Origin of the sequence: Pseudomonas sp. NBRC 111131 (assembly GCF_001320525.1) — a bacterium.
Taxonomy (GTDB): domain Bacteria; phylum Pseudomonadota; class Gammaproteobacteria; order Pseudomonadales; family Pseudomonadaceae; genus Aquipseudomonas; species Aquipseudomonas ceruminis.
Genome location: NZ_BCBH01000043.1, coordinates 13,417 through 37,998 on the forward strand (window position 1 = coordinate 13,417; position 24,582 = coordinate 37,998).

23 protein-coding genes are annotated in these 24,582 nt (G+C 58.4%); 17 read left to right on the forward strand and 6 right to left on the reverse strand.

The window, feature by feature from the left end; translation table 11 throughout:
• Positions 1-109: 109 nt before the first annotated feature.
• Positions 110-1,534 (forward strand): GGDEF domain-containing protein, encoded by a 1,425-nt coding sequence (locus APH34_RS25495; protein WP_054903468.1) that lies wholly within the window; start codon positions 110-112, stop codon positions 1,532-1,534.
• Between the two features lies 1 nt (position 1,535).
• Here the strand turns inward: APH34_RS25495 and APH34_RS25500 are convergent, their stop codons facing one another.
• Positions 1,536-2,297: a TSUP family transporter gene (locus APH34_RS25500; RefSeq protein ID WP_054903469.1), complete on the reverse strand. Its 762-nt coding sequence runs from the start codon at positions 2,295-2,297 to the stop codon at positions 1,536-1,538.
• A 98-nt stretch (positions 2,298-2,395) separates the two neighbouring features.
• Between APH34_RS25500 and APH34_RS25505 the strand changes: the two genes are divergently transcribed.
• Positions 2,396-3,316: a LysR family transcriptional regulator gene (locus APH34_RS25505; protein ID WP_054903470.1), complete on the forward strand. Its 921-nt coding sequence runs from the start codon at positions 2,396-2,398 to the stop codon at positions 3,314-3,316.
• Positions 3,317-3,432: 116 nt separating this feature from the next.
• Here APH34_RS25505 and APH34_RS25510 read toward each other — a convergent pair whose 3' ends face one another.
• From APH34_RS25510 to APH34_RS29410, 3 genes are all read right to left on the reverse strand, one after another.
• On the reverse strand, positions 3,433-3,627 hold the full coding sequence (locus tag APH34_RS25510) for a hypothetical protein (protein ID WP_054903471.1): 195 nt from the start codon (positions 3,625-3,627) through the stop codon (positions 3,433-3,435).
• Positions 3,628-4,038: 411 nt separating this feature from the next.
• Positions 4,039-5,193: a cyclopropane fatty acyl phospholipid synthase gene (gene cfa / locus APH34_RS25515; RefSeq protein ID WP_082422890.1), complete on the reverse strand. Its 1,155-nt coding sequence runs from the start codon at positions 5,191-5,193 to the stop codon at positions 4,039-4,041.
• A complete protein-coding gene (locus tag APH34_RS29410) occupies positions 5,183-5,350 on the reverse strand; it encodes a hypothetical protein (protein WP_156358127.1) in 168 nt (55 codons plus the stop codon). The genes cfa and APH34_RS29410 overlap by 11 nt, the downstream gene beginning before the upstream one ends.
• Positions 5,351-5,838: 488 nt before the next feature.
• On the opposite strand from APH34_RS29410, the gene APH34_RS25520 reads away from it, so the two are divergent.
• A complete protein-coding gene (locus APH34_RS25520) occupies positions 5,839-6,024 on the forward strand; it encodes a hypothetical protein (RefSeq protein WP_054903472.1) in 186 nt (61 codons plus the stop codon).
• Between the two features lie 5 nt (positions 6,025-6,029).
• On the opposite strand, the gene APH34_RS25525 is transcribed toward APH34_RS25520, so the two are convergent.
• Positions 6,030-6,887 carry a LysR substrate-binding domain-containing protein gene (locus APH34_RS25525; RefSeq protein ID WP_054903473.1) on the reverse strand — a complete coding sequence of 286 codons (858 nt, stop codon included), beginning with the start codon at positions 6,885-6,887 and terminating at the stop codon, positions 6,030-6,032.
• A 210-nt stretch (positions 6,888-7,097) separates the two neighbouring features.
• On the opposite strand from APH34_RS25525, the gene APH34_RS25530 reads away from it, so the two are divergent.
• From APH34_RS25530 to APH34_RS25575, 10 genes are all read left to right on the forward strand, one after another.
• On the forward strand, positions 7,098-8,762 hold the full coding sequence (locus APH34_RS25530) for a choline dehydrogenase (protein ID WP_054903474.1): 1,665 nt from the start codon (positions 7,098-7,100) through the stop codon (positions 8,760-8,762).
• Positions 8,763-8,778: 16 nt separating this feature from the next.
• Positions 8,779-9,048, forward strand: coding sequence for a cupin domain-containing protein (locus APH34_RS25535; protein WP_054903475.1), 270 nt, complete (start codon positions 8,779-8,781; stop codon positions 9,046-9,048).
• 108 nt (positions 9,049-9,156) lie between these two features.
• Entirely contained in the window at positions 9,157-10,056 is a 900-nt protein-coding gene (locus APH34_RS25540; RefSeq protein WP_054903476.1) for a glycine betaine ABC transporter substrate-binding protein, read from the forward strand.
• A gap of 99 nt (positions 10,057-10,155) precedes the next feature.
• Entirely contained in the window at positions 10,156-11,484 is a 1,329-nt protein-coding gene (locus APH34_RS25545; protein WP_054903477.1) for an MFS transporter, read from the forward strand.
• A gap of 236 nt (positions 11,485-11,720) precedes the next feature.
• Complete coding sequence (locus APH34_RS25550; RefSeq protein WP_054903478.1) at positions 11,721-12,632, forward strand: alpha/beta hydrolase; 912 nt, start codon at positions 11,721-11,723, stop codon at positions 12,630-12,632.
• Positions 12,633-13,015: 383 nt separating this feature from the next.
• On the forward strand, positions 13,016-14,263 hold the full coding sequence (locus APH34_RS25555) for a site-specific integrase (RefSeq protein ID WP_041505852.1): 1,248 nt from the start codon (positions 13,016-13,018) through the stop codon (positions 14,261-14,263).
• A 332-nt stretch (positions 14,264-14,595) separates the two neighbouring features.
• A complete protein-coding gene (locus APH34_RS25560) occupies positions 14,596-15,570 on the forward strand; it encodes a quinone oxidoreductase (protein ID WP_054903479.1) in 975 nt (324 codons plus the stop codon).
• Positions 15,567-16,502, forward strand: coding sequence for a LysR family transcriptional regulator (locus tag APH34_RS25565; RefSeq protein WP_054903480.1), 936 nt, complete (start codon positions 15,567-15,569; stop codon positions 16,500-16,502). Before APH34_RS25560 ends, APH34_RS25565 begins: the two co-directional genes overlap by 4 nt.
• A gap of 31 nt (positions 16,503-16,533) precedes the next feature.
• Positions 16,534-17,457, forward strand: coding sequence for an EamA family transporter RarD (gene rarD / locus APH34_RS25570; RefSeq protein ID WP_054903481.1), 924 nt, complete (start codon positions 16,534-16,536; stop codon positions 17,455-17,457).
• 240 nt (positions 17,458-17,697) lie between these two features.
• Complete coding sequence (locus APH34_RS25575) at positions 17,698-18,516, forward strand: NAD(P)H-dependent oxidoreductase (RefSeq protein ID WP_256215946.1); 819 nt, start codon at positions 17,698-17,700, stop codon at positions 18,514-18,516.
• A 353-nt stretch (positions 18,517-18,869) separates the two neighbouring features.
• Here the strand turns inward: APH34_RS25575 and APH34_RS25580 are convergent, their stop codons facing one another.
• Complete coding sequence (locus APH34_RS25580; protein WP_054903482.1) at positions 18,870-19,763, reverse strand: LysR family transcriptional regulator; 894 nt, start codon at positions 19,761-19,763, stop codon at positions 18,870-18,872.
• Positions 19,764-19,942: 179 nt separating this feature from the next.
• Here APH34_RS25580 and APH34_RS25585 point away from each other — a divergent pair, with 179 nt between their 5' ends.
• The 4 genes from APH34_RS25585 (at position 19,943) to APH34_RS29415 (ending at position 24,466) form a co-directional block, all read left to right on the forward strand.
• A complete protein-coding gene (locus APH34_RS25585) occupies positions 19,943-20,971 on the forward strand; it encodes an alpha/beta hydrolase (RefSeq protein WP_054903483.1) in 1,029 nt (342 codons plus the stop codon).
• A 13-nt stretch (positions 20,972-20,984) separates the two neighbouring features.
• On the forward strand, positions 20,985-22,196 hold the full coding sequence (locus APH34_RS25590; protein ID WP_054903484.1) for an MFS transporter: 1,212 nt from the start codon (positions 20,985-20,987) through the stop codon (positions 22,194-22,196).
• Positions 22,193-22,633, forward strand: a complete 441-nt coding sequence (locus APH34_RS25595; protein WP_054903485.1) for a cyclophilin-like fold protein — start codon at positions 22,193-22,195, stop codon at positions 22,631-22,633. The genes APH34_RS25590 and APH34_RS25595 overlap by 4 nt, the downstream gene beginning before the upstream one ends.
• 738 nt (positions 22,634-23,371) lie before the next feature.
• Positions 23,372-24,466 (forward strand): hypothetical protein, encoded by a 1,095-nt coding sequence (locus APH34_RS29415; protein ID WP_156358128.1) that lies wholly within the window; start codon positions 23,372-23,374, stop codon positions 24,464-24,466.
• Positions 24,467-24,582 lie beyond the last annotated feature (116 nt).

Genomic DNA, 24,582 nt, shown 5'->3' on the forward strand with positions numbered 1-24,582 from the left:
GCATAATCGCGCACGATCGCGGCAGATTGACATCAAGGCCCCTGTGGAAACACACTGACGCGTCATTGCCCCAGGTGCCTACGGCCGTTGTCCTGGATCTCGTTTCCGCTTGTCGGTCGGACCTATGGTGTTTCCAGCCCAATTGCGCGTGTTGCCCTATGCCGCCCTGTTCGGCTTGACCTTTGCCATGACCCTGTGCGGGATCCTGGCACGGCCGATCGAATCGTTATCCCTGTTCTGGCCGGTCAATGCCGCGCTGATCGGCGTGTTGCTACGCTACCCGCGGCAGGCTGGCCCGATTGGCTTCGGCCTGGTCTGGCTGGCGATGGTTGCCGCCGACCTGGCGTGCGGTAGCGACTGGGCACCGGCCTTGTGGCTGAACCTGTGCAACCTGGGTGAGGTGGTGACCACCTTCTTGCTCCTGTCACGTTTACCCCGGCCACACCGGCGCTTGCGTACCCCGCATGGTGTCCTCAATGTATTTGGTGCGTGCGCGGCAGGCGCTATGGTGGCGGCAACACTGGCTTGCCTGATGGCCACTCCGTGGTTCGAGCAATCGCTGCGAGCAACGTGGCTGGCCTGGTTCAGCGAACAGTTCTCGACCAGCGTGCTGGTGTTGCCGGTAATGCTCACGGCCCCTTCGGCGCGCGTGCTGGTGCGCAGCAACAGCCAGGCAATTCGCCTGGCCCCCCTGCTGGTGTTGCTGGCGTCATTGGCGGTCAGCATCCTGTTTGGCGGGCCCGGGGCAATTGCCTTCCCGATCGCAGCGCTGCTGTGGTGTGCATGGACCTACTCACCCTTCCTCGTGTCGCTATTGACGCTGACCGCCGGCAGCACGCTGATCGTCGCGGTCGCGCAGAACCTCATGCATTTCAGCGTGCCGCAAAGCGAGTACGGGGTCACCACGCTTATGTCGGCCCGCCTGGGCATCGCCATGCTGGTGCTGGGGCCGCTGGTGGTGGCCTGCGTCAGCCAGGCCAATCGCAGCTTGATGGCCCGCCTGGCACAACAGGCCAGTATCGATCACCTGACTGGCGTGCTGAGCCGCAGCGCCTTCACCCGGCGCGCCAACACCCTGCTCGACAATCGACGCCAGCACGCGCAGGCGCTGCCGCTGACCTTGATGATGCTCGACATCGATCACTTCAAAGCGATCAACGACCAGCATGGGCATGCCGTGGGTGACCAGGTACTGCGCCTTTTTGCCCGCACCCTGCAAGACCAGTTGCATGAGGGCGAGCTGCTGGCCCGCATGGGCGGTGAGGAGTTCGTGGTGATGCTCCCTGGCCTGGCGCCAGCGCAGGCCAAGTTTATCGCCGAACGCTTGCGCCGCTCCGTGCAGGACCTGCACGTTGCGCAGAATGATGGGCGGCTGAGAATCACCGTCAGCATCGGCCTGGACGGTTACGCCGCAGATGAACCAGCACCCAACCTGGACGAGGTGCTGGCACGCGCGGACCACGCGCTATACCGCGCCAAGGCCCAGGGTCGCAACCGGGTCGAGCAGGCCGAAGCCCAGCGCCAGGTGATCTGATTCAACCGGCCAGCAGGTCCCAGGACAACTTGGCTATCAGCACGCACAGCAGGATCAGGAACAGCCCCCGCACGAAGCCTGCCCCTTTACGCACAGCGAGCCATGTCCCGGTCAGCGCCCCCAGGATGTTGCACGCAGCCATCGGCAAGGCAATGGCGTACAGCACGTTGCCAGACGGCACGAAGAACACCAGCGCAGCCAGGTTGGTGGCGATATTGACCACCTTGGCCGAGGCCGAGGCATGCAGAAAGTCAAGGGCAAAGAAACGAATGAACAGAAAGATCAGGAAGCTGCCGGTACCCGGCCCGAACAGGCCATCGTAGAAACCGATGGCTCCGCCGATCAGCACCGCCAGGCACTGCTCCTTGCGACCAATCTTCGCAGGCTTGTGCAAGGTGCCGAAATCCTTCTTGCAGAAGGTGTAGATCGCCATGAGTACGATCAGCACCAACACGGCCGGGCGCATCACGCTGGGCGGCACCAGCGACACCGTGGCAGCCCCGGCGAACGACATGACGAAAGCGCTGAGCGCCGCCGGCACGATCAAGCCCCAGTCCAGGGTCACCCGACGAATGAATGAACGGGCCGCGAAGGCTGTGCCGCATACCGATGCCAGTTTGTTGCTGCCCAGTAGCGCCGCCGGTTGCGCCGTTGGCAACACGTTGAACAACGCCGGGATCTGAATCAGCCCGCCCCCGCCAACGGCGGCATCGATCAGCCCAGCGGCAAAGGCGAACAGGGAGAGTACGGCAATATCCATCATGACGCGGTTCCAGGCAGTGAAAGCAGACGACAAGGCTAAACAAAGCACCGCGCTTGTGGTGAAATGCCACATTGCAAAAACTGCAACAAGGGACTCCCATGGCGTTAGACATGCTGCGCGAAATACAGGCCTTCGTCAGTGTCGCGCACAAGCGCAGCTTCGTCGCCGCTGCGCGTGCGCTGGGCCGCTCGCCCAGTGCTGTGACGCGGGCGGTGCAGACCCTGGAAGACAATACCGGGTGCAAGTTGCTCAACCGCAATGCCAATGCCGTCACGCTCACCGAGGCGGGCGAGCGCTTGCTACCCCATGCCGAGCGCTTGCTGGATGTGCAACGCGACGCCGCTGACGAGTTGGCCGCGCTCACCGGCAGCGCACAAGGCTGTATCCGCTTTGCCGTGCCACAGTTACTCGGCGAGCATGTGCTGCCCGGCGTGCTGGCGGCGTTTACCCAGCGCCACCCGCAGGTGACCCTGGACGTGCAATACAGCGATGAGGCCCTGGACCCGTTGCTGGGCAAGCTTGATTTCGTGGTGCGCGGCGCATTCCCACAATCAAGCGAGCTGATTGGCTTCCCGTTGTGGCGCTATCAACGCCACCTTTATGCCAGCCCCGAGTACGTGGCGCGTCATGGCACACCACAACTGCCGGAAGAACTGGGTGCACATGCACTGATCCTGCACACCGCCCCGCGCATTCTCAAAGCCTGGCACTTCTGCCGCGATGGCCGGATCACCAGTCTGCGGCCTCACCCTCGGTTGCGCCTGAACTCGGGCGATGCGGTCTATCACAGCACCCTGGCAGGTGCCGGCATCGCCCGCCTGGCAGACTGGGTTGGCGAGGTACAGGTCAGGGCCGGCCGCCTGGTGCGCGTGTGCGCAGGTTACCGCCTGACATCAAGTACAGGCCAAGACCCGCAGATGCACGCGGTGTACCCAGCCGGAGAGCTGCCAGCGCGCGTGCGCGAACTGCTGCTGGCGTTACGCCGGGCAGGAGAGGCCGGCGTTCATCTGCCACCCTGATGGCTGTTCAAAATCTGCTCAATTTAACGGAGGCCGCCAGCGGCCTGGCTTACAGCATTTTATCCACAGACCTACCCACGTTTTTTGTGGACAGATTTCCCCGCGTAAAGAAGGACTTATCGCACATCTAGCAGCGCCGCGTTCGCCGCCTTTACCAGCTCGATCCATTCAGCCGCGCTAATCACACCGGACTTCTCCAGCGCTTGGGCACTGCGTAACGCCTGGTCATAGCCGTCTTCATCCAGGGTGCCTTGCGCGAGAAAACGGCTTCGCCACTCCAGCATGGCTGCAGCGGCCTTCATGCATTCCATTCTCTGTTCACTCCAACGCAAAAGAACGGCCACAGCCGCGACCCATTATGACGCGAGCGGCAGAGTACACGATGGGCTAGCACTTGAGAATGACTTGCATCAACCACCAAGCCGGTGGGTGACGTAAAAGCGCGGATTGAGCAGACACGCATTTGGCCCGCCAAGAACGGCGGGCCGGTGGGTAAAAAGCAGGTCAGCTTGGCGGAATGGTGCCAAGCAGGCCTATCAGAATGGTCAACAGCAGAAAGCCACCCAGAAACAGCGCCAGCTTGCCCATCGGAACCTCTTCACGTGATGTCAGGATGAAGAGCATTGTCGAGGCTTGGCTGATACGGTTACAGATTCAGGTTTGTGGAAAAAAAGCGTATCAGATAGGTGCCTGCAGGGGCCGTGTTGCGACCCCCGCATGGCTTAGCTCACCCGCTGATAGCCCCCGACGACGCCCTGGCGCGACATCACCCACTGCCACAGCTGGATGTCACGTGCCCGGAATGCCCCTGCGCACGACAGCAGGTAGTACCGCCACATACGCTGGAAGCGCTCACCCAGCTCATTGGCGAAGTATTGCCAGTGGGCCTCGAAATTGGCGTACCAGGCCATCAGGGTGCGGTCGTAGTCGGCACCGAAGTTGTGCAGGTCTTCGACCACCAGCAGGCCGTCGGCGGCATCGCCAATCTGGCCGATCGAGGGCAGATCGCCGTTGGGGAAGATGTATTTGTCGATCCAGCGATCGGGCACATCGCGCCGGCGGTTCTTGCCGATGGTATGCAGCAACAGCAGGCCTTCATCATCCAGGCAGCGCGCAGCCACCTCCATGAAGGTGCGGTGGTTCTTGCGCCCGACGTGCTCGAACATGCCGATGCTGACAATGCGGTCGAAACGCTCGTTCAGTTCGCGGTAGTCCTGCAGACGAAATGCCAACGGCAGGCCTTTGTAGCGTTTTTCTGCCCACTGGCACTGCTCGCGGGAAATGGTTACACCCACGCACTCGACCCCATAACGCTCGGCAGCAAATCCCATGAAGCTGCCCCAACCACACCCGATGTCCAGCACGCGCATGCCAGGTTGCAGGCCGAGCTTGCGGCAGATCAGGTCGAGCTTGGCTTCCTGGGCCTGGGCCAGGTTGTCGGCATCTTTCCAGTAACCACAGGTGTAGGTCATGCGCGGGTCGAGCATGGCCGCGTAGAAGTCGTTGCCCAGGTCGTAGTGACGCTCTCCTACCGTCCAGGCGCGGTCAACAGTCTGACGGTTCAGCAGGCGTGCCTGAAGCGCATGGTAGATCAAGGCCAGCGGGCTGATACGGTCGGGTACTTGAGCCCGCAGCAGCCGGGCAAAAAATTCGTCCAGCTGCTCGCAGTCCCAGGCGCCCTCCATGTAGGCCTCGCCCAGGCCAAGGTTGCCCTGGGCCAAGGCCCGTCGGGGAACATCATCACTGTGCAGGTGCATGTCCCAGGGCTGTTCGCCATGCAGGCCGAGACCGGCCTGGGCTAGCAGGGAACGAGCGAAACGGGTGGTACGGTTGCCTTGCGCAGGTTCGGGCAGATCAGTGGAAAGCTCAGAAGGCATGGTGTGTCCTTATTGATTTTGGCGCACGGGCTGGAGTCAGTGCTGGGCGGGGCGATGGTGCACCCGCCCGCTCGGCGCGCATCAGCATGCGCAGCCACTCGATCAGGTCATCGGACGAGCGCTTGGGAGGAATCCATACTTCGCAGGCAGGCGACATGAGCAAACTCCGGAAACCGCTCTGGAACGCGGCGACCGGAGCAGCTTAGAGCGCTGGCGAGCTGAAAATAATCGAAATTAAATGGAGTGTAAGTGCAACAAAATGAATACAAATGACCGTCAGAGGCGTTTAGTGCGATTTTTTTGTAGTGTTCAAAAAACTTGAGCAGGCAGCACTGAGCGTGCCCCGGTATGCGTATTTGCTACAGAAAATTTCCAGGCGAAGCCTAGGGTTCGGTGTCAGTTCACTCATCTGATGAGGCTGGCCGACGGGCTCAGCACTCAGCAAACCCGGGCATCAGGCGAAGGTTTGCCTTACATGAAAAGAAACAGCGGAATCTCAAATTTGTAGGATGTTTTTCCGTGTGCCGTAGGAGGAAAACATGCTGAGAGTATTTCCTGTATGAAACCTCAGTTTTCGCAGGAATATCGAGCTGTTACGGTCCACGTTTCCTACAATGGCACGGATGCCTTCAGCATGAGAGAACCATGGATCAGTTCACTACCTCTGCCCTGGCGTTGCAAAAAAACCTGCTTGAATTGCGCAAGGAACGGGACCGTTTTACAACGCAGGGCAAGCATGAGGACGCGCAACGGATGGCCTGCAAGATCGCACAGATAGAGGCGGTGATAGCAGCGCTGCCTGACGCCGTGAGGCCCCCTACGTTGCAGTAACCACGCTACCTGTCCATGACCTGCCTACGTAACTCATCCGCGAAATAACAGGTCGCCGGACTGGCTTCATTGGCACCGAAACGCAGCTCGATCATGACATTGCCCAACGTTGGCAACGCGTCGTCCTCTTCGTCCAGCACCCGCCAGCCAGGCTGGATCAATGGGTTGGACGTTGCAGCAATGGCCAGGCCGCTGTCCACTGCCAAGTGCACACCCGTAACCCCTGTGCACTCGAAAGCAATTTCATAATCGCGCTGGTTGTTGCTCAAGGCGGCGAGAATTTGCCGCCGATACCCGCAACCATGTGGATACAGGGCCAGAGGAAGCGGCGCAGTGGGCTGTGCCTGGTAATGTGCGGCTGCCACCCAGTGCAGTTGGTCGCAGCGCAAGATCTCGCCCTGCCCATCACCGCTGCGTTGTGTCAGCAAGGCCAGGTCCAGTTCCCCCTGCTCCAAGGCAGTGAACAGGTGCTGGCTGATGTCGTTGCGAATCTTTACCCGGGCCTTGGGGTACAAGGCGGTGAACTGTTGCAGCACCGGCGATAGAAACGCGCTGGCGTAGTCGTCCGGAATGCCGAAGCGCACGGTCCCGCTGACTTGCTGCTCGATGAACAACGCCATAGCCTCGTCGCTCAGCGCCAGCATCTTGCGTGCGTACTGAAGCAACTGCTCCCCGTGACTGGTCAGCCGGGCCTGCTGGTTGCCGCGGTCGATCAGGCGCTTGCCCACAAGGTCCTCGAGCTTTTTCAACTGGATGCTGACGGCTGCCTGGGTTTTGTGCAGGCGTACCGATGCCTGGGCCAGGCTGCCGCACTCGGCAATGGTCTTGAAGCTATGCAACAGTGACAGGTCCAAGTGGCGCACGCGGGCATCCCCAGAAAGTGGGCATCGAGATGCACTCATTAGGCAAGCCGGGCAAGGCCCTGTCAATTTGAAGGTGCTGCGGGCCCGCGTCGGGAACGCTTAAGTTTTTTTTAAGCCGCGCTTATTTTTTATTCAATTTTCAGCCGCCAGTGGCTTGGATAGATTCGCGGTTACCCACGGTGAGTTGCCTGGTGTACTGGAGAGCAAGAAATGCAGGCTGAATACGATTATGTCATCGCGGGCGCTGGCTCCGCAGGCTGTGTGCTGGCGCGCCGGCTGGCCGATGCGGGCCACCAGGTCCTGCTGCTGGAGGTCGGCCCTTCGGACAAGTCCTGGATCATCCGCATGCCGGCTGGCCTGCGCTCAGCCTTCAAACCAACCTCCAAGTACAATTGGTGGTACTACACAGAAGCCCAGGCGCACTTGAACAACCGGCGCATCCAGCAGCCTCGTGGCCGTGTGCTGGGCGGATCGTCATCGATCAATGGCATGACCTGGCTGCGCGGCCACCCCATGGATTACGACCGTTGGGAGCATGAAGGCGCCCAGGGCTGGGGCTGGGCCGACTGCGCCCCTTACTTCAAGAAGATCGAGTCCAGCGTCATCAACAGCCCCCACCGCGGCCACACAGGGCCGATCCGGGCGCAACGCCAGGAACGGCTAAGCCCACTGAACGCGGCGTTTCTCGAGGCGGGTCAGCAGGCAGGCTTTGCCCTGACCGATGACGTCAATGGCTACCGTCAGGAGGGCGTGTCGCGTTTTGAAATGAGCGTGCGCGACGGTGTGCGCAACAGCGCCGCCTACGGCTACCTGCATTCCCTCGGTGCCCAGCCCAACTTGACCATCTGGCTGGGTTGCGAGGTCCAGCAGATCAACCTGCAGGGCACCCGTGCCAAGGGGGCTCGCGTGCTGTACAACGGCCGGCTCATCGATGTGACAGCCCGCCGCGAAACACTGCTGTGCTGTGGTGTATTTGGCTCTGCCCAGTTGCTGATGCTCTCTGGCATCGGCCCGGCTGCCCACCTGCGTGAACACGGCATCGCCTGCCATGTGAACCTGCCTGGGGTTGGCGAAAACCTTCAGGACCACCTGGAATGCCACATCCAGGTCGAAGTCAAAGCGCCAGTCTCGCTCAACAAGGAGCTGCAACCGCACCGCATGCTGTGGGCTGGTGTGCAGTGGTTCGGGCTCAAAAAAGGTGTGGCTGCGGTAAACCAGTGCCACGTTGGGGCGTTTCTCAACAGCGCGCCAACCACACCTCACCCGGATATCCAGTTTCACTTCTTCCCGGTGTTCTTCGACAAGAACTGGATCCCGGCCCCCACCACCTACGGCTACCGCATCGGCGTCGGCCCCATGCGCCCGACCAGCCGCGGCACGGTACGCCTGCGTAGCGCCAAGGTGTCCGACCCGCTGCGCATAGACCCCAACTACATGGCCACCGAAGAAGACTGGCGGGTGATGCGCGAAGCCATGCGCCTGGGCCTGGCTTTCGCCGAGCAGCCCGCGCTCAAGCGCTTCAACCACCGCGAAGACACCCCAGGGGTGCAGGTGCGTGGCGGCAAGGCAATGGACGATTTCATCCGCGAGGATGCCGCCAGCGCCTACCACCCGTGCGGCACGTGCCGCATGGGCGACGCCAACGACGCACTGGCGGTGGTGGACAGCCAACTGCGAGTCAGGGGGGTCGACATGCTGCGGGTGATCGATGCATCGGTGTTCCCGTCCGTGCCCAGTGCCAACATCAACGCCGCCACCATCATGCTCGCCGAAAAGGCCAGTGATCTGCTGCTGGGCAAACCCGCCCTGCCCCGCGAAGCGCTGCCTTACCACAGCCAGTGCGCCTTACCGACACTTCACAAGGCTTCGGCCTGACCTGCGAGGAGCCTCCATGACACACATCACGCACCGCCCGGCCAACGAGCAAGAGCGCCTCCAATGCCAGAGCTGGGCGCTCTGGGAAAGCGGTGAAACCGACCGGTTCGAATACCACTACGAGCAGGACGTAGAGTTCGTGGTGCAACAAGGCAACGCTGTCATTCACAGCAGCGGCAATGCCCCGGTGGCCATTGCTCCCGGCAGCCGTGTCACCATCGACAAAGGCGTCCACGCGGTGTGGGCGATCTCGGCTGCCATCACCAACCGCTACCAGTACCGCTGACCCGTTACAGAACCTGTTGCAACTCCCGACCTCGGCAATCCCAATAACAATCGCCGGGGCGACCCATCGTCAATCTGCCAAAACCAAGTAAAAGAATGGAGATGCCCGATGACCGCAAAACCTACCCGTGTGCACCCCGCCGGCCGCTGGCTCAGCGCCTTGATCGTCGCTGCCGCTGCCAGCCTGGCCCAGGCCGAGGAAACCCGCCCCGTCGTGATCGGCTGGGTCAACTGGGCCGACGCCGAAATTACCGTGAAACTGGCCACCACGGCCTTGCAAGACCAGCTCAAGCAACCGGTCAAACTGGTCATGGCCGACATCGGCATCCAGTTCCAGGCCATGGCCACTGGCAAGGTCGACATGATTCCCATGGCCTGGCTGACCTACAGCCACAAGCCTTTCTGGGACCGTTACCAGAGCAAGCTCGAAGACCTCGGCGTGCTTTATGAAGGCCGCCTGGGCCTGGCCGTCCCCACCAGCATCCCGGAAAGCGAAGTGGCCAGTATCGAAGACCTGAACAAGCCAGAAGTCCGGGAGAAGTTCGGCGGCCGCATCCTTACCTCTGAAGTTGGCAACGGCCAATACAAAACCGCCACACGCGCCATCGCCGACTACAAGCTCGATGGCTACAAGCTCGTCGCCTCCTCCGAAACCGGCATGCTCAACGAGTTCGACCGTTCGCTAAAGCGCGGCAACTGGGCGCTGCTCAACGCCTGGAGCCCGCACTGGATGTTTTCCACCTGGTCGCTGCGCTACCTGGACGACCCGAAACAATCCTACGGCCGCGCCGAACAGATCCATGCCGTGGCACGCAAGGGTTTTACCCAGGACTTCCCGCAAGTGGCGCACTTCTTCGCCAACTTCAAACTGCCCACCAGCGACCTGGAAAGCCTGATGAAGCAGGCCCGCGAGTCCTCTGCCGACCAGGCGGTAGCCGACTACTACGCCGCGCACAAGGACCGCTTCAAAGCCATGTTCGATAACACGCAGACCGCCGTCGCTCAATAACCCTGAGCCCCTTCCCTCCCGGGCCGCCCGCCGTTGACGCCGGGCGGTATCTTCCCCTGCCTGCCCCCCAGACACGGGGCAGCGCTCAAGGAAACAACGATGACCCGTTCCTGTATATCGATCGAGGATGTGCCCCTGCGTGGCTTTCACCAGAAACTCACGGCCTGCGCCTGGGGTGGTTCGTTCGTCGACGGCTATGTATTGAGCATCATTGGTGTGGTGATGGTGCAGTTGTCATCCGCCTTGTACCTGGACAGCTTCTGGGAAGGGCTGGTGGCCGCCTCGGCATTGATCGGCATCTTTTTCGGCGGCCTGTTGGGCGGCTGGCTGACCGACCGCCTTGGACGCCGACGCATCCTGTTCGTTGGCCCGACGATCTTCCTGGTCGCGTCCTTGGCGCACTACTGGGTGGCGTCCGCCGAGGTGCTGTTCGCCCTGCGTTTGCTGATCGGCATTGCGGTGGGCATCGAGTACCCGGTAGCCACGTCGGTGCTGGTGGAGTTTTTGCCACGCCGCCATCGCGGCCCTCGCCTGGCGGCCCTGGCCCTGATGTGGTTCGTGGGCGCGGCGTGCGCCTATATCGTTGGCGAACTGCTTTTGCGCAGCGCCAGCGCGGATGCCTGGCGGTTGGCCTTGATCAGTGGCGCGGTGCTGGGGGCGTTACTGCTTCTGGTGCGCCTGGGCACCCCGGAATCGCCACGCTGGTTGCTCAGCAAAGGCCGGACCGCCCAGGCCGAGCAGGTTATCCGACGGACGTATGGGCCATCGTTTTCCCTGGCCAACCTCCCCGAACAAACCCCGCAACAGCGCCTTTCACTGTACCGCCTGCTGCGCAGCGGCTATGCCAAGCGCTTGTTCTTCGTGGTGGTGTTCTGGACGTGTTCGATCGTGCCGGTGTTCGCCGTTTACGCGTTCGCCCCGAAAGTGCTCGAGGCCCTCAGACTCAGCGGTGACATGGGCTCGCTAGGCTCGGTGGCAATCACGTTGTTTTTCGTGCTCGGTTGCCTGATCGCGACCTGGCTGGTCAACCACGTGGGCCGGCGCCCCATGCTGATCTACAGCTTCTTGCTGTCTGGCCTGGCGTTGCTCGGGCTCGGCACCTACCCGGACGGCACCGGCCCGGTCATTTTGTTGCTGTTCTCGCTGTACTCGCTGTTCATCGGCGGCGCTCAGGTGCTGACACTGGTCTACCCAAACGAGCTGTTCCCCACCGAGATGCGCGCCGTGGCCGTGGGCGTAGGCACCTCGTTCTCGCGGATAGGCGCTGCGGCCGGCACCTATCTAGTGCCGGCCTCGCTGGAAAGCCTGGGCGTGGCGCAGACCCTTTACGCCGCGGCGCTGATCACCCTGCTGGGGCTGCTGGTGTCCTGGCTGCTGGCACCGGAAACCCGGTTGCTCGATCTGCAACAGGCGGCAGCACTGAAATGAAACGGTGGCTGCCGATCACAGGCGAGCCTTGCACTACAGCGTGCAAGGTGTCGTTGTTCAGCGTGATGGCAGGACCGTGACCGATGAAAGTTGCCGCGCGGCTGTATGAAATCTACGCTGGTGCCGACCGGCGCTACTGCCGGCCGTAACCAATGCCTGTAGAGTGCGACGCTCAGGTGCAACGCGTCAGGCAACGCGCTGCCACTACGTGACTCACCGTCCAGGAACCTATCACCGTGAAGCGTCGGCAGTTTTGTATGGGCACCGCAGCCGCATTGCTCGCCGTAAGGTTCAGCACGGTGAATGCGAATGCATTGACTCAAGAGGATGCCAGGTTGCCTTTGTGGAACAACCTGCCACACGGAAATGGAGGGCCGACTGGAGCCGAAGAGGTCAGCAACAAGGGCGCATTTCGTCACATCTCACGGCCATCATTGCTTGTTTTCAAACCGACCATGTCCAATGGCAAGGCGGTGCTGATCGCCGCCGGGGGTGGGTACAAAAGAATCGAAATCGGCACAGAAGCCCTACCTGCCGCTCATTGGTTAACGGCACGGGGGTACACGGCGTATGTACTTGTTTACCGCTTGCCGTCCGAGAGCTGGCAAGACGCCAGCCTGGTCGCGCTGCAGGATGCTCAACGTGCTTTGCGCATCGTGCGTAGCCGTCATCCACAGGTAAGCGCCCTTGGGTTTTCTGCGGGCGGGCATCTGCTAGGGATGGCGGCTACACGGCCTGACCTGCAATCCTACCCCGCACAAGACGCCCTTGACGCGTCCCCGGCTTATGCCGATGGAGCGGCGCTGATCTACCCGATCATCACCCTGGAGGCGCCTTATACACACACCTCCACCTACCATGTTCTGCTGGGGAAAGCGGCGTCGCCGGAAGAAGAGCGCAAATGGTCGGTGCAGCCAGGGGTCAATCGCCACACACCGCCCATGTTCCTGGTGCAGGCCGAAGATGACCCTATATCCGATCCGCAGAATACGCTGATCATGGCGGCGGCTTGTGAGCGCGAACATGTGCCAGTCGAAATGCATCGCTATTCAACCGGCGGGCATGGGTTTGGGATGGGGAGGCCCGGAACCCCGACTGTTGAATGGCCTGCACATTATGAAGCGTGGTTGCGACGCGTTGGGCGATGAACCCAGGCACGCAGCGGCTTGGGAGGTGTCCGCGATGGCTGAGGAACAATCGGGGTGGTGAAGTGCTCTGCGGATAATCGCGCCAGGCAGAAGGCCTAGACGAGGAAGCTGGGCGTCGAGAATACGTGCTACTACAGTCGTCACGGCCTAGGCGAGCCCCGCCACTGTTGATTTTCCTGCCCCAAAAACGCAAAAAGCCCTGAATAATCAGGGCTTTGAATATGGCGGAAGCGTAGTCCGCCTGAGCTATATCCACCAACGTCCACATACTTCCATGGAGACCCCGACTTTACTGGCCTCCACTCCATATCACGTCCACCAACGTCTTGCACCATCTACTCAAATCCAGCTATAAAACGTGGGTAGACAAATGGGTATGAATCATGGCGCGTGGCATCAACAAACTCTCCGCTCTCGCGGTACAGAAAGCAAAGGACCCTGGATATTACGGGGACGGCGGCGGTCTCTGGTTACAGGTCAGCAAGCTAGGCGGGAAGTCCTGGGTGTTCCGCTACACTAGAAACGGCAAGACCCGCGACATGGGACTTGGCCCCGTCCACACCGTTTCTCTCAGCGAAGCGCGCTCGAAGAGCCTGGAGCATCGAAAAAGCCTACTTGAGGGTACTGACCCTCTCGAAGCAAAAAAGGCGAAACAGCAGGAATCCAAGCTTGAGGCTGCCCGGCATAAGACCTTCAAAGAGTGTGCGCTGGCCTACATCCAAGCCAACCGTGCGGGCTGGAAAAATCCGAAACACGTCCAGCAGTGGGAAAATACGCTTGAGGCCTATGCCTATCCAATCATCGGTGAACTGGCTATCGGAGCGGTCGACACGAACCTGGTGTTGAAGGTCCTACAGCAACAAGTCGGATCGCCTAGCGAACCCGCACAGTTCTGGTACACAAAGGCGGAAACCGCCAGCCGGCTCAGAGGACGAATCGAGAACATTCTCGATTGGGCGACTTTCCGCGGATACCGCCAAGGTGAAAACCCAGCTCGCTGGAAAGGCCACTTAGAGCACGAGCTACCCGCAAGAAGCAAAGTCCAAAAGGTTGAACATCACGCATCACTCCCCTACGCGGAAGCGCCAGCTTTTATGCGGGACTTAGGCAAGCGCAAAGGTGTCTCGGCCAGAGCATTGGAATTTTCAATCTTGACCGCTTGTCGGTCAGGTGAGGTCCGTGGTGCAGAGTGGAGCGAGATCAATTTTAAAGAGTCGACATGGACGATACCGGCGGCACGAATGAAGGCAGGTAAAGAACACTCCGTACCGCTGTCGCCCGAAGCAGTTCAATTGCTCAAATCATTGCCTCGCACAGCAGATAGTCCATACGTCTTCCCCTCCCCACAAGGCAAACAGCTGTCGGACATGTCACTCACTGCCGTTCTGAGGCGTATGGACGTGGGGCACCTCACCCAGCATGGTTTTCGCTCAACCTTTCGAATCTGGGCAGCGGAGCAAACGCATCACCCTCGTGAGGTATGCGAGCATGCCCTTGCCCATAAGCTCCCTAATAGCGTTGAAGCCGCGTATCAGCGGGGTACTTTATGGCCGAAACGCGTCCAGCTCATGCACGATTGGGCTCAATATTGCTTTGTTTTGTCCGAAAACAAGGGCAGCTATCAGCCCTAACCAGCTTTTCGTGAACTGCAGGTACGCCCGAGATCATATTCAGGCGTAAGTGACCGCAATCGACCCAAAGCAGACACTGAGCGGGATCTTGATTACAACCTGAAGGTTGGAGCGCCGATTGCTGATCGGCGCCCATGACGCTAGTGGGCTGAGCGCCATGGAATCCGTCACTTTCCAACTTATCGATCAGTGCTACGAGTGCGAAAATAACTCAATGGTCCTGTAGGCCATTACTGCATTTGGTGCAGTTATGCTATGCAATTATCCTATATTGCAAGCGTGGGGATGAGTTTCCATACTAATGGTGATTCCTGACCAACTGGAGCAAAGCCGTGGCCCAAGCAATCCGTTTTGATCACCCTGGGGAACCGTCCGTTCTCTCCCTCGAAGCAGTGACTGTGAAAGCTCCGGGAGCCAATGAGGCGCTCATTAGACATGAGGCTATTGGAGTCAATTACCTGGATGTGACACAACGCAATGGTGCTGTGAAGGTGCCACTGCCTTCTGGCTTAGGCCTTGAAGGCGCAGGCACTGTTGTATCGGTTGGGCCTGGGGTTACAAATGTACGGCCAGGTGACCGGGTGGCCTATGCGACTGGCCCGCTAGGCGGCTATGCAACGGAACGGCTCTATCCAGCTGACCGACTGGTCAAGCTTCCAGGTGCGGTAACATTTGCCGAGGCTGCCGCTGTGTTATTCAAGGGCATTACAGCACAGTACCTGCTCAAATCAACATATGCGGTGGGCCCTGGCACTACAGTGCTGCTGTATGGCGTATCGGGTGGCCTTGGCCAGGTCATGGGGCAATGGGCCAAACATTTAGGGGCTGTCGTCATCGGCGTCGTTTCCAAGCCAGAAAGCATTGAGCGTGCTAGGTCTGTCGGATGTGACGAGGTGTTGGTGTTCGATCCGCACACGCTTGCATCAGACGTGGCAAAAATTACCCAGGGGCACAAAGTAGACGTCGTCTACGATCCTATTGGCAAAGTCTCTTTCGAGGCATCATTGGACAGTCTCCGGCCTCGCGGCTTAATGGTGTCATTTGGGGCATCGTCGGGTGCTCCATCTGCAGTTGAACTTTCGACCCTCAACACCAAGGGCTCACTGTTTCTAACGCGTCCTTCTATCGCTGCACACACCGCTTCCACAGCTGAGTATCTAGAGCGAGCGGCTGATGTACTGGCAGCGGTCGAGACAGGAATCATTACACCCCGTATCTGGAAGACCTATCCACTTGCCGACGTTGCGGCGGCGCACGAAGCGCTCGAAACGGGAAAATCAGCAGGCGCGATTGTCCTTACGCCATGACCGTAGACGTTCTTGATAGTCAGCATAGTGATGAGATAGCGGCCTTTCTTGCGGTAGCTGGCCAAGGCTCATTCGTGGCCGCTGGAAAATTGCTACAACGTCATCCGACGGTAATTTCCAAGCGCCTGGCCGCGATGGAAAAGCGGCTGGGTGTTCGCCTCATGGAACGTTCCACTCGCCAAGTCCGCATTACAGAAGTGGGTGCAAAGCTTGAGCAGCGGTTGAGGTCTGCACTTGGACTGATTGCTGATGCTGAGCAGGAAGCCACTTCTGGTGCGACGCAAGTCCGTGGGTTGTTGCGATTGACGCTGCCGGCCGCTATGGGCCGATTGTGGCTGGGTCCAATGCTGCCAGAGTTCCTAAGCTTACATCCCGGCGTCTCAATCGTCGCGGATTACAGTGAGCACGTGGTCGACATCATTGAACAAGATTACGACATCGCTATTCGTATAGGTGAGCTTGAGGACAGCAGACTGATCGCGACCAAGCTCTGTGATCACCATCGCATGTTGTGCGCTTCCCCTGCCTATATCGACAAGTTCGGTAAACCGCAGGCGCCCAGAGATCTCACCAATCATAACTGCCTTCGTTTCAGCGGCCTTGCATCCTTTCCAGAATGGCGCTTGCACCGAGCAGACCGTCTGGAAACTGTGATGACCAGGGGGTCGCTGACCTCGAACGACAGCGAGACTCTCCTGTCGGCCGCTTTATCAGGGCTTGGAATTTTGGGTGCTGGCGAGTGGCTGATGAGCCGGCAGATTGCCTCGGGGGATCTTGTTCGCGTGCTGCCTGAATGGCGGCTCGATCCTTTGGGTGGCGTTTACCTGGTGAGGCCGTCATCGAAATTTCCTTCCGCCACGGTTCTCGCATTCAAAACTTGGATTGAATCCAAATTCTCAAGCGCGCCGCCCTGGGAAATAGCCCATCGGTAATCACGCTTCACACGATAAAGGAGGAGACCTCTTGTTAAAAGGCGTTGGTTTATCTGTTACGTCATCTACAATTTTTGCAGGTCTGTATTTCTACGCTACATTGCTCCATCCACTCGATGGCCAGGCAATATTTGGATGGCGGATGCTATTAATGCTTCCATTCATCACATTATTTTTGATCCTCTCCAAGGACTGGGGCAACGTCGTTAAACTTTGCAAGCGCATTCGAACCGTTCCGGCACTATTTCCCCTGCTGTGCGTTAGCAGTGCCCTCTTGGGAACCCAGCAGTGGCTGTTCATGTGGGCACCTCTCAATGGCCATGGCCTGGATGTATCCTTAGGTTATTTTCTGTTGCCGCTCGTGATGTTGTTCATTGGGCGTATTGCATATGGCGAACATCTCACCAGGCTGCAGAAACTTGCGGCTCTTTGCGCCGCAGTGGGCGTAGCGAATGAGGTTTACAGAGTCGGTGGAATCTCATGGCCCACGCTAGTGGTCGCGATCGGATTTCCTCTCTATTTCCTATTGCGCCGGCGCTTGGGGTCCGCTCATACCGGAGGCCTTTGGTTCGACATTCTGCTGACTTATCCGGTTGGTGCCTATTTCGCTTTTGAGCACGGCGCAGGCATCAGTGCCATCGTCGAAGAACCGCGTATGTATCTGCTGATGCCCCTCCTGGCGATCATCAGCGCCGCAGGGTTCATTAGTTACACCGTGGCCAGCAAGCTCTTACCGTTCAGCCTCTTTGGGCTGCTGGGGTACTTGGAACCGGTGTTGATGGTTGGCGTGGCGCTTATGCTGGGTGAGCAAATTCAAACCGAAGAATGGATGACGTATCTTCCGATATGGCTCGCGGTTGGTGTGTTGGTATGCGAGGGCATTCGTCATTTGGCGAGCATATCCATTCGCCAAAAATCACCAGGTAACTGTTCTGGCGCGACGTGTCAAGGCTGAGAAAAACGAGATTAACGCCACGGAGTGTTAAATGGCCTTGTCAACGATACGGACTGTCAGTGCGGCATCAATGTCATCTGGATTTTAAAGGCCAGCCGTGAATGCTGGCTAGTTTCCCGCACGATGAACAGCCGTGATGGAAAACCCGAAGACGAGGCCGCCACTGTGCGAAAAACCGCACGGTTTGCCCCCTGATGCGCACAACTCAGCCATCCTGGAAGATGGTTAGATGACCCTCACATGAACTACACAGGCAGCGATATGAAAGTGCTTATCGTCTTGGCTCACCCGGAGCCTCAATCTTTCAACGCGGCACTGAAAAGTACTGCCGTTAAGACTCTGCATAAAGGTGGGCACGAAGTGACTATCAGTGACTTGTATGCCATGGGTTGGCAGGCTGCCCTGGGTGCTGATGATTTCGTCGGCGAGCGAGCCGACAAGCATTACTTGAATCTTCCTCGCGAGCAAGAACATGCGTTTGCCAATAATACCTTAGCGGCGCAGGTCAAGGCCGAGCAGGACAAGGTCAGCCGAGCGGACCTAGTCCTGTTTCACTTCCCGGTCTGGTGGTTCTCGATGCCGGGGATTCTCAAGGGCTGGGTGGACAGAGTCTTTGCGCGGGGGTTCGCCTACTCCACCGGCCGCAAGTACGCCAGGGGGCATTTCAAAGGGAAAAAGGCAATGCTGTGTATCACCACCGGCACGGGTTCATCGCTGTATGAACCAAATGGCATCGACGGCGACCTGCACCACATTCTCTGGCCAATCCACAACGGAATATTGGCTTACACAGGCTTTACCGTACTGCCGCCGTTTACGGCTTGGATGCCGGCCAGCGTCACCGAGCAGGAGCGCCAGGAATATCTGACCGGGTATGCCGAGCAACTCAACCGCCTCGACAGCCTGCAACCCCTGTATTTTCACCCCTGGGAAGATTATGACGATTCGCAACGACTCAAGCCCGGGGTCATTGCCAAATCGGGCGTGCAGTGGAACCCGCGGGCTGACCAGAACAAAGTGCAAGCGTGGTCAGAGTTCACACCTGAGCATAAGCAATAAGCCCTTTTCAGCAGCTACATCACCGCTGTACCGCAGTGTACGCCCGGCCGCTTCGACCCATTGCGGACATCTATATACCGGTATATGTCGGGGCCGCTTCGCAGCCCATCGCCGGCAAGCGCGGCTCCCACAGGCGCATGGCTGAAGGCTGGTGATATTCCTGTGGGAGCCGGCTTGCCGGGAATGAGGGCGGTACTGACAAAAGAGCGTTGGGGCGGTGTCCGCAATGGGTCGGAAGCTGCCGGTCGTAGGTGGCTGCTTTCGACCCATAGCTGCCCTTCGTGCGGGACAGCAATCGGCCATTAGCGGGCATAGGGGCAATGATGTGGAGCAGTTCCCCCTCCGCTATGCATCTACTGCGTCAATCGCAACGCCTCAAGCACAAGAGTGAAGGCTGGCGAAGGTTGCCTGCGGCTAGGGTAATAGAGGTGATAGCCGGAAAACGGCTCGCACCAATCTTCCAGCACCCGGATCAACCGACCCTCTTCGAGGTGAGAGGCAAACTCGTCTTCGGGTAGGTAGGCAATGCCCAGGCCTCCGACTGCTGCGTCGGCAATATGGGTGGTGTTGTTGAATACCAGTTGCCCGTCGACCCTCACCCTCAATTTCTTGCCTTTGCGCTCGAACTCCCAGGCATCCACTCCGCCGTAGGTGGGAAAGCGGATATCGATGCACCTGTGCGCAGCCAGGTCGTTAGGATGCCTGGGTATGGGGTGCAAGGCGAAATAGCTGGGGGCGGCAACCGCGGCCATACGTAGATCACCGCCGATGGGCATGGCGATCATGTCTTGCGCTACGGTACCGCCAAACCGCACGCCGGCATCGAAGCGGTCTGCCACGATGTCACGGAAGCCGTAGTTGATATCGAATTCGAGCTTGATGTCTGGATAGGATGCCAGAAGGGGTATCAGCTTGGGCAGCAAGGTCGTCTTGATGATGTTGTCGCCACAGGTAATACGAACCTTGCCCGCCGGCTTGTCGCGCAATTCGGTCAGCGCATCCAGCTCGGCTTCGATCTCATCGAAACGGTGGCCGATGGCGTCCATAAGCCGTTCACCCGCCGCCGTCAGCGACACACTGCGGGTGGTGCGTGTGAGCAGGCGAATCTGCAGCCGGGCCTCCAACGCCGAAACAACCTGACTTACCGCAGATTGGGTTACGCCCAGGTGTGCTGCCGCACGGGTGAAACTGCGCTCGCGCGCCACCGTCACGAAGGCTTGCAGGTCGTTGAAATTATGCCGAGGCATGCGTCCATCCTCTAATTCAGTAGCAATGGTTATAGCGGAATTCAGCATTCATTAGCTAATCAAAGCCTCACTCTTTCACGACAATGCACTCGGCCCTCTTGTGTTTTTGCACGCGAGCGGGCCACGCAATCGTCAGAACCCCCTCGACGATCGATCTTCAACCCGTGAGAGATGACCCAATGAAGAGACTTCTCGTAGCCCTGGGCCTTCTGCTCAGCTCGATCACAGCCCTGGGAGCCGATATGTCCAACGGTGCAGACAATTTTTTCAAGAGCGACAAGGTGACCATGGAGAAGGTCAGCTTCAAGAACCAGTACCAGATGAAGGTCGTGGGCAACCTCTTCATCCCCAAAAGCGTAGGTACCACCGCCCGTAGCCCGGCAATCATCGTTGGTCATCCCATGGGCGCGGTTAAGGAGCAGAGTTCCAACCTGTACGCCCAGAAACTGGCGGAGCGTGGCTTCGTTACCCTGGCGCTGGACTTGTCGTTCTGGGGTGAGAGTGAAGGCAGCCCACGCAACGCCGTTCTCCCCGACCTCTATGCGGAAGATTTCAGTGCGGCTGTCGATTATCTCGGCACCCAGGCGTTTGTGGATCGGCAGCGCATCGGCGTGCTGGGCATCTGTGGCAGCGGCAGCTTCGTGATCAGTGCGGCCAAGATCGATCCGCGCATGAGAGCTATTGCAACAGTCAGCATGTATGACATGGGCGCCGCCAATCGCAATGGGCTCAAGCATTCGCAAACGCTGGAGCAGCGCAAACAGGCAATCGCAGCAGCGGCCGAGCAGCGCTATGTGGAGTTCGCCGGCGGCAAGACCCAATACACCAGCGGCACCGTTCACGAACTGACGGATGATACCCACCCGATCCAGCGCGAGTTCTTCGACTTCTATCGCACGCCTCGTGGCGAGTTCACTCCCGCAGGCTCCAGTCCCGAGCTGACCACCCACCCGACGCTGACCAGTAACATCAAGTTCATGAATTTCTATCCGTTCGCGGATATCGAGACCATCTCCCCACGCCCGGTGCTGTTCATCGCTGGCCAGAAGGCCCATTCGCGCGAATTCAGTGAGGAGGCATTCCGCCTGGCTGGTGAACCCAAGGAGCTCCACATCGTCCCCAATGCCGGACACGTCGACCTGTATGACCGCGTGAACTTGATTCCTTTCGACAAGCTCACCCAGTTTTTCCAGAACGGCCTGAAGTGATCCGGTGGACACCATGAAGACCTCACTTACCGCCCACGCTGACCAGCCACTGTCCCGCCCCAGTCATTGGGGCGGGGTGTTGGCGATGACGCTCTGCGTCTTTGCTCTAATCGCCTCCGAGTTCATGCCTGTCAGTCTGCTGACGCCGTTGGCAGTCGATCTGCATGTCAGCGAAGGCGCAGCAGGGCAAGGCATTGCAATCTCCGGTGCCTTTGCCGTGCTGACCAGCCTGTCGATCACCTGGCTGCCCGGAAGCATGGACCGCAAGACGCTCCTGCTTATCCTGACGAGCCTTATGGCGATATCCGGCGCTGTTGTAGCGCTCGCACCGAGCTTCACCCTCTACATGGTCGGACGAGCGTTGATAGGTGTTGTCATCGGCGGCTTCTGGTCCATGTCAGCGGCAACGGCGATGCGCCTGGTGCCCGACGATCAGGTGCCCAAGGCGCTAGCCGTTCTCAACGGTGGTAACGCGCTGGCCACGGTGATCGCGGCGCCACTAGGCAGCTATCTGGGCTCGGTGGTCGGCTGGCGTGGCGCGTTTCTCTGTCTGGTGCCGGTAGCGGTCGTCGCACTGGTCTGGCAATGGATCAGCCTGCCCAGTATGCAGGCCCAGGTGCGGAAGCGAGCTGCGGTCAACGTTTTCAGGCTGCTTGGGGCTCGTTCGGTGGCCTTCGGCATCGCGGCTTGCGGCGCCTTCTTCATGGGGCAGTTCGCGCTGTTCACCTACCTCAGGCCGTTTCTGGGAACGGTGACGAATGTCGACACCACCATGCTGTCGCTGCTCCTGCTGGTGATCGGCGTTGCCGGCCTGGGTGGGACACTGTTGATCGGCGCCTTGCTGAAGAAAGGGCTGTACCGCACGCTGATGGCTATTCCGCTGCTGATGGCGGTGATTGCCCTCACGCTGATCCCAGCCGGCGCCGCGGTAGTTCCCGTGGCGATCCTGCTGGGCCTGTGGGGGCTGATGGCCACGGCAGCGCCTGTCGGCTGGTGGAGCTGGGTCGCTCAGGCCATGCCCAACGATGCAGAGGCTGGCGGTGGGCTGATGGTGGCAGTGGTGCAGCTTGCCATTGCCTCGGGCTCAATGTTGGGTGGCTGGCTGTTCGACCACAGCGGCTACCAGAGCACCTTTACTGCCAGTGCGGCCATTCTATTGGTTGGTGCGGCGTTGACATTCATGGCCAGGCGTACGCAACAAGGCCGGAGTCAGGAGTCTTCATGATCAGCGAGCATTTCTGCCGTGCGTGCGTCCGGCTCTTTCTGCCGCTTATGCTCAGTGGTTGCGTAATTGCGGCGCCTAATCCGAAGGAGGAACGTATGTGGATGACTGTTGGCGACAAGCGCTTCGCTATTACCCTCGACGATAGTGAGAGCGCGCGTGCACTCGCTCAGTTATTGCCCCTGACCTTGGACATGACCGAGCTCAATGCCAATGAGAAGTATGCGAGCTTGCCGCAGCGGCTGCCAGCCCGTGCGGCGAGACCTGGCACCATCCGCAATGGAGATCTGATGCTATACGGCAACAATACGCTGGTGATGTTCTACGAAACGTTTGAGTCAACCTACGCTTATACCCGCCTGGGGCGAGTCGATAGCTCTGATCAGCTTGTCGAGACTCTAGGGAAGGGGAATGTGTCGGTTCACTTCTCTGTGGACTAGATGGTGCATCGCTAGTCCTGATGCTGATATCAGCCGTGTGCTGCCCTCCTCGACGGGCCGCTTTGGGTCGAAAGCTGCCGGTCGCGATTGACCGCTTCCGACCCAGAGCAGACGTTGGCGGCGAGCAGAAATCTAATACCCCATACCGATGCCCCCTCAGCTGCACCCGCTCAGGTTGAGCAGAGCGATTCATGACCAATGCGATCGCCGCCGGTGTGTTCCTCGTGGAGAAGGGCTACAGCCTGCACGTCCTCATACGTCGCAGCAAGTAGCTAGCACCGCAACAAACTATGCTGGAAATTCACGACCTCAGCCTTCCCCTGTTGAATCACTCCAGTACGCCGAAATCCCCCTCTTGCCCACGCGTAACAAGCTCATGTAACCATTTGGAAAATAGCGCCTTTTACTACCACACAACGTAATAGGCATTCTGAGTAATCAGACAACTGCGCGCGGTCAGCTGGCTCCCAATAACTCGGAGTAATAACAGCGCTTTTCTATATCACTTATCTTTCGAATAAGATACAGCCGGTTACTACGTTGAATTTTAAGAGCTACCTGATGCCGTAAAGAATTCCAACCCCATGACAGCTGTGGAGTCTGAGCCAATTTTTGAGCTATCGCCGCAGAGTTATGCTGTCATTGATATCTTTCTGCTACAGTCTACATGTCGATATCGACACCTCCCTTCGTATTGAGCAGTGAAGCTAGGTTTTAATCATCAAGAGGATGGTAAGAATGATCTATATAGGCGACTCAAAAGTTGATTTAAGAGATCAGGACCTAGTTGCATTCCTTCAAAATGGCTCTACAGGAAATATATATCAATGGCCACTCGCCAAGATTCCAGACTATCAACAGTCCGCGATTAAACCTTTTGATCTAGGTGTTGCGATGGCAGGTGTCGATGTTCCATGGAACATCGTGCAGTACTGGTCATTATTCGATCGAGGCCAAGAAATAAGCAAATTCAAAATTGAGACTGCGGGTTATAAGCAAATAAAAATCAACGCCTCAATTAAGCTATACTTAAAAAAAGGGTTGAGCCAAGGAATACTAGAAAGGATTGAGAAGGCCTTCAACTCCTACACCCTAGGCTCTGGAGATGTAGATGCTTATGCTGAAAATTTTTTGAAAGCCAATCCGGATATTAGTCCTTTTTCATTTGGATGCTCACACAACTATACGATTGAAATTCTAACCGATGAAGTCATTGACAACAATAAAATAGATTGGCTCCGAGCTCATCTCAAGGAGAATCAGAGCCTACGGCAAATAGGGCCGAATGAGCGAAAAAATGGTGAAAGCCGCCCTGTGCGCGGGCCAAATGAACTTGTCTGCCCTCATGATGAAAATCTCCCAATAGACCCAGCCAATCCATGTGACATTAAAAAAGATATTGAGCGAGAAATTGACTCTAGACTTAACAATACTAAATGCGCCGACAATAAAACATCTTCATGGAGAATTGCTCGGACAGATTATGTGCCTGATAGTCGATGGGTTTGGGGATGGCACAGTGTGAAAATAGGCTGTGCTCGTTTCGATCTATACTACCCTCAAACTGAGCTTCGAGACCGAGAACTCCAATTCTGGGTATCGATAACTATACCTGAATCCCTCATCCTTTATGAAAAATCCATTCGTGATTGCGCCCAGCGTTCAGCAGTAGCAACAGTTGTACTAACTATAATTTTCTCTGACTATGCGACTGCGGCTGCAAAATTTATGGCATTGTTTTGGCTCTGCCTGCAGGCAAAATTCATTGATCCAATTGAGTGCATTGCAGCAGATGTGTGGGTAGAAACGGTATACACATCTGATTGGCACTAGGAGCCTCTAGGCACCACTGGTCGGTGCCCCAGCTAATGTGTGGGGGGGGGCGATAATGCCATTCTCGAATTTAGCACACGTATCAACGATATTGACACTCCCGTTTACGATCGCCT

Excerpts from the sequence above, each read along its gene's own strand:
- APH34_RS25500 (WP_054903469.1), bottom strand. The coding sequence starts at position 2,297 with ATGATGGATATTGCCGTACTCTCCCTGTTCGCCTTTGCCGCTGGGCTG.
- APH34_RS25505 (WP_054903470.1), top strand. The coding sequence starts at position 2,396 with ATGGCGTTAGACATGCTGCGCGAAATACAGGCCTTCGTCAGTGTCGCG.
- APH34_RS25510 (WP_054903471.1), bottom strand. The coding sequence starts at position 3,627 with ATGGAATGCATGAAGGCCGCTGCAGCCATGCTGGAGTGGCGAAGCCGT.
- cfa (WP_082422890.1), bottom strand. The coding sequence starts at position 5,193 with ATGCCTTCTGAGCTTTCCACTGATCTGCCCGAACCTGCGCAAGGCAAC.
- APH34_RS29410 (WP_156358127.1), bottom strand. The coding sequence starts at position 5,350 with ATGTCGCCTGCCTGCGAAGTATGGATTCCTCCCAAGCGCTCGTCCGAT.
- APH34_RS25520 (WP_054903472.1), top strand. The coding sequence starts at position 5,839 with ATGGATCAGTTCACTACCTCTGCCCTGGCGTTGCAAAAAAACCTGCTT.
- APH34_RS25530 (WP_054903474.1), top strand. The coding sequence starts at position 7,098 with ATGCAGGCTGAATACGATTATGTCATCGCGGGCGCTGGCTCCGCAGGC.
- APH34_RS25535 (WP_054903475.1), top strand. The coding sequence starts at position 8,779 with ATGACACACATCACGCACCGCCCGGCCAACGAGCAAGAGCGCCTCCAA.
- APH34_RS25540 (WP_054903476.1), top strand. The coding sequence starts at position 9,157 with ATGACCGCAAAACCTACCCGTGTGCACCCCGCCGGCCGCTGGCTCAGC.
- APH34_RS25545 (WP_054903477.1), top strand. The coding sequence starts at position 10,156 with ATGACCCGTTCCTGTATATCGATCGAGGATGTGCCCCTGCGTGGCTTT.
- APH34_RS25555 (WP_041505852.1), top strand. The coding sequence starts at position 13,016 with ATGGCGCGTGGCATCAACAAACTCTCCGCTCTCGCGGTACAGAAAGCA.
- APH34_RS25565 (WP_054903480.1), top strand. The coding sequence starts at position 15,567 with ATGACCGTAGACGTTCTTGATAGTCAGCATAGTGATGAGATAGCGGCC.
- APH34_RS25575 (WP_256215946.1), top strand. The coding sequence starts at position 17,698 with ATGAACTACACAGGCAGCGATATGAAAGTGCTTATCGTCTTGGCTCAC.
- APH34_RS25580 (WP_054903482.1), bottom strand. The coding sequence starts at position 19,763 with ATGCCTCGGCATAATTTCAACGACCTGCAAGCCTTCGTGACGGTGGCG.
- APH34_RS25585 (WP_054903483.1), top strand. The coding sequence starts at position 19,943 with ATGAAGAGACTTCTCGTAGCCCTGGGCCTTCTGCTCAGCTCGATCACA.
- APH34_RS25590 (WP_054903484.1), top strand. The coding sequence starts at position 20,985 with ATGAAGACCTCACTTACCGCCCACGCTGACCAGCCACTGTCCCGCCCC.
- APH34_RS25595 (WP_054903485.1), top strand. The coding sequence starts at position 22,193 with ATGATCAGCGAGCATTTCTGCCGTGCGTGCGTCCGGCTCTTTCTGCCG.
- APH34_RS29415 (WP_156358128.1), top strand. The coding sequence starts at position 23,372 with ATGATCTATATAGGCGACTCAAAAGTTGATTTAAGAGATCAGGACCTA.